The sequence below is a fragment of the Nocardioides sp. genome (assembly GCF_025965415.1).
GTDB lineage: Bacteria > Actinomycetota > Actinomycetes > Propionibacteriales > Nocardioidaceae > Nocardioides.
The window spans coordinates 1-3,259 of the sequence record NZ_JAOPWY010000045.1; the positions used below are offsets into that span (position 1 = coordinate 1).

General features: G+C 69.8%; 5 protein-coding genes. All 5 read right to left on the reverse strand.

Going from position 1 to position 3,259, the window contains the following annotated elements; genetic code table 11:
- Positions 1 to 254, reverse strand: a 254-nt coding sequence (locus JWN97_RS05445; RefSeq protein WP_297619509.1) for a GTP-binding protein, incomplete at its 3' end; no start/stop codon positions are given.
- An 87-nt stretch (positions 255 to 341) separates the two neighbouring features.
- Positions 342 to 812 carry a 30S ribosomal protein S7 gene (gene rpsG, locus JWN97_RS05450; protein WP_297619512.1) on the reverse strand — a complete coding sequence of 157 codons (471 nt, stop codon included), beginning with the start codon at positions 810 to 812 and terminating at the stop codon, positions 342 to 344.
- Positions 812 to 1,183, reverse strand: a complete 372-nt coding sequence (gene rpsL / locus JWN97_RS05455; protein WP_056599611.1) for a 30S ribosomal protein S12 — start codon at positions 1,181 to 1,183, stop codon at positions 812 to 814. The genes rpsG and rpsL overlap by 1 nt, the downstream gene beginning before the upstream one ends.
- A 188-nt stretch (positions 1,184 to 1,371) precedes the next feature.
- The gene (locus JWN97_RS05460; protein WP_363321255.1) at positions 1,372 to 2,682 is read right to left on the reverse strand and encodes an MFS transporter; all 1,311 of its coding nucleotides are present in this window, start codon (positions 2,680 to 2,682) and stop codon (positions 1,372 to 1,374) included.
- Positions 2,683 to 2,697: 15 nt separating this feature from the next.
- A complete protein-coding gene (locus JWN97_RS05465) occupies positions 2,698 to 3,141 on the reverse strand; it encodes a MarR family transcriptional regulator (protein ID WP_297619517.1) in 444 nt (147 codons plus the stop codon).
- Positions 3,142 to 3,259: the final 118 nt, after the last annotated feature.

A 3,259-nucleotide genomic window follows, 5' to 3' on the forward strand; every position in this document is an offset into this window, starting at 1 on the left:
GGCGTGTCGATGATGTTGATCTGGTGGTCCTTCCACCAGCAGGTCGTCGCGGCGGACGTGATGGTGATGCCGCGCTCCTGCTCCTGCTCCATCCAGTCCATCGTGGCGCCACCCTCGTGGACCTCACCGATCTTGTAGGTGATGCCGGTGTAGAAGAGGATGCGCTCGGTGGTGGTGGTCTTGCCGGCGTCGATGTGCGCCATGATGCCGATGTTGCGGACCTTGTTGAGGTCGGTGGTGATGTCGACGGCCACGTCTGTGTCTCAGTCCCTCGAAGTAGTGGGGTTGTGGGGGTGAGAGGCCGTACGCCGCGCAGTGCGCGGTCGTACGGCCTCTCGTCCTCACCAGCGGTAGTGGGCGAAGGCCTTGTTGGACTCGGCCATCTTGTGGGTGTCCTCGCGCTTCTTCACAGCGGCACCGAGGCCGTTGCTGGCGTCGAGGATCTCGTTCTGGAGGCGCTCGGCCATCGTCTTCTCGCGACGGTCGGCGGCGTAGCCGACGAGCCAGCGCAGGGCCAGCGTCGTGCTGCGGTTGGCCTTGACCTCGATCGGCACCTGGTAGGTCGCACCGCCGACGCGGCGGGACTTGACCTCGATGGCCGGCTTGACGTTGTCGAGCGCGCGCTTGAGCGTGACGACCGGGTCGGTGCCGGTCTTCTCGCGGCAGCCCTCCAGGGCGGTGTAGACGATGCGCTGGGCAACGGCCTTCTTGCCGTCCTGCAGGACCTTGCTGACGAGCTGGGTGACCAGCTGCGAGCCGTAGACCGGGTCAGAGACGAGGGGGCGCTTGGGAGCGGGACCCTTGCGAGGCATTACTTCTCCTTCTTCGCGCCGTAGCGGCTGCGGGCCTGCTTGCGGTTCTTGACACCCTGGGTGTCGAGCGTCCCGCGGATGATCTTGTAGCGGACACCGGGAAGGTCCTTCACACGGCCGCCGCGCACGAGCACGATCGAGTGCTCCTGCAGGTTGTGACCGACACCCGGGATGTACGCGGTGACCTCGACGCCACTGCTCAGGCGCACGCGGGCGACCTTGCGGAGGGCGGAGTTCGGCTTCTTCGGGGTGGTCGTGTAGACGCGGGTGCAGACGCCACGGCGCTGCGGGGATCCCTTCAGGGCAGGCGTCTTGGACTTCGACACCTTGTCCTGGCGGCCCTTGCGGACCAGCTGGTTGATGGTGGGCACCGGGTGGTTCCCTCTCTCTGTCTTCTCGTCTCGGTCCGACGCTGTGCCGGACTCGGGTGTGTTGCGTGTGCTGTGCCTGTTCGCCGGCTGGCTGGCCTGGGCTCAAGGAGTGAGTGGCTTCCGAGCATGCGGAGGGGTCTGGTCGTGCCAGACACAAGGAATGAGGCTACTCGGGCGCCAAGGCAGGGTCAAAACGCCGCCGGAGCCGCCTCCACGGCGGATTCCCCGACCCGGCCGGCGGGCTCGCGCCGCGCCCGCTCGAGGCGCAGGTACACCACTGCCGAGACTGCCACACCGGTGATGGTGAGCAGGCCTCCGCCCAGCAGCGTCCAGCGGGCGCCGTACTCGTGACCGATCCACCCGATGATGGGCGCCCCGATCGGGGTGCCGCCCACGAAGATCATCAGGTAGAGCGCCATCACGCGGCCGCGGACGCCAGCATCGGTGTGGAGCTGCATGTAGGTGTTGGCGCTGGTGATGAACGTGAGCGCCGTCAGGCCGGTGACCGGCGCGAGGAGCGCAAAGGCGAGGTACGTCGGCATCAGCCCGGCCAGCACGACGGTGGCGCCGAAGGCGAGCGCCGAGCCCACCACGAGGCGGTGCCTCACCTGGGGGCGGCGCGCCGCGAGCAGGGCGCCGGTGAGCGAGCCGACGGCCAGGAACGTGCCGAGCAGCCCGAACTCCTCCGGGCCCTTGCCGAACACCTCGGTGGCCATCAGCGCGGAGGTGATCTGGAAGTTGAGGCCGAACGTGCCGGCGAAGAACACCAGGCTCAGCACGAGCAGCAGGTCGGGACGCGCGCGGACGTAGGCGACGCCCTCGCGGATCGCGCCGGGACCGCGGTCGGCCAGGACGGCGGCGTCGATCTGGCTGGCGTCGAGGTGGCGCAGCGACCAGATCGGGGCGGCGTACGACACCGCGTTGATCAGGATCACCCAGCCGGTGGCGACCGCTCCCCCGCCGAGGGCGGCGATCAGCACGCCGGCCAGGCCGGGGCCGACGAGGCGCGCGGCGTTGAAGCTGGCGGAGTTGAGGCCGACCGCGTTGGTCAGGTCGACCGGGTCGACGATCTCGGAGACGAACGACTGGCGCGCCGGGGCGTCGAACGCGGAGGCGGAGCCGAGCACGAACGCCAGGACGTAGACGTGCCACACCTCCGCGGTGCCGGTGACGGCGAGCAGGCCGAGCACGGCCGCGGGCAGGGCCATGCCGAGGTTGGTCAGCTGGAGCAGGCGCTGCTTGGGCATCCGGTCGGCGACGAGGCCGGCGAAGGGCGTCATCAGCAGGAACGGCAGGAACTGCAGGCCGGTCGTGATGCCGAGCGAGGTCGCGCCGGAGCCGACGGCGAGCTCGAGGACGAGCCAGTCCTGGGCGACGCGCTGCATCCAGGTGCCGGTGTTCGACACCACGCCACCGGCGGCGTAGCGGCGGTAGTTGGGGTTGGCCAGGGAGCGGAATGTGGGACTCGTGGTGACTCCTCGGGTGGGTAGTCGGGTCAGGTGGGTCTGGGTGGGTCAGTCGGTCAGGGCGAGCCGGGCGAGGATCGGCGCGGCCTCGCGCAGGGTGGCGCGCTCGGCGGGCGTGAGGGTGCCGAGCTGCTGCGAGAGCCAGGCGTCGCGGCGCTGCCGGTCGGCGAGGACCGCGGCACGGCCCGACTCGGTGAGGGAGACGACGACCTGCCGGCCGTCGGTGTCGTGCGGGCGGCGTACGACGTAGCCGTCGGACTCCAGGCAGTTGACCGTGCGGGTCATCGACGGAGGCTGCACGCGCTCGGCTCGGGCCAGGTCGCCGACGGTCTGCTCGCCCAGGCGAACGAGCAGGCCCAGCACGACCATCTGGCCGATGCTCAGGTCGTTGTCGGGGTGGCGCTCGGAGACCAGGCGGCGGCGCATGCGCATGACCGAGGCGCGGAGCTCGGAGGCGAGCCCGGCGTCGGTGCGGAGGTCGGCGGTCGGCATGGTAGTTAGCATAACTCATTACCTGTGCTAACCATTCCCGAGTCGGCGCACCTGCCCGCTGAAATGGCGTCGAGTCGGCGCACCTGCTCACGGACCCTGTGGACAGGGCGGGCAGGTG

Excerpts from the sequence above, each read along its gene's own strand:
- rpsG (WP_297619512.1), bottom strand. The coding sequence starts at position 812 with ATGCCTCGCAAGGGTCCCGCTCCCAAGCGCCCCCTCGTCTCTGACCCG.
- JWN97_RS05465 (WP_297619517.1), bottom strand. The coding sequence starts at position 3,141 with ATGCCGACCGCCGACCTCCGCACCGACGCCGGGCTCGCCTCCGAGCTC.